At 64.9% G+C, this 239-nt stretch carries 1 pseudogene; it reads left to right on the top strand.

What is annotated here, in order from left to right:
* Nucleotides 1–99: 99 nt before the first annotated feature.
* Nucleotides 100–239 (top strand): annotated as a pseudogene (locus NR164_RS30350) (putrescine ABC transporter permease PotI); the annotation flags it as partial.

Genomic DNA, 239 nt, shown 5'->3' with positions numbered 1-239 from the left:
CCGATAGCAGAGTGTCAGTCACTGAAGCTGTGACTGATCCACCGCCATCGGGGGCTTGCCCCCTCCCACATTTTGACCGCATTCCAGGTTGATCAGGCCGTCCACATCTGGATCGCCCACACCACGTTCTGCGCGGCGTATGTGGCGGTGGTGGTGTCGGCGCGCTTGCGCGAGCTGGACCTGTCGATCGAAGAAGCGGCCGCCGATGGCTGGCAGCAGCCGGACAAGCGTCGGGCGCC

Origin of the sequence: Pseudomonas sp. Pse79, assembly GCF_024519615.1 — a bacterium.
GTDB lineage: Bacteria > Pseudomonadota > Gammaproteobacteria > Pseudomonadales > Pseudomonadaceae > Aquipseudomonas > Aquipseudomonas veronii.
Note: the sequence above shows the minus strand (reverse complement) of the source record. Positions and strands in the feature narration are given on the sequence as shown.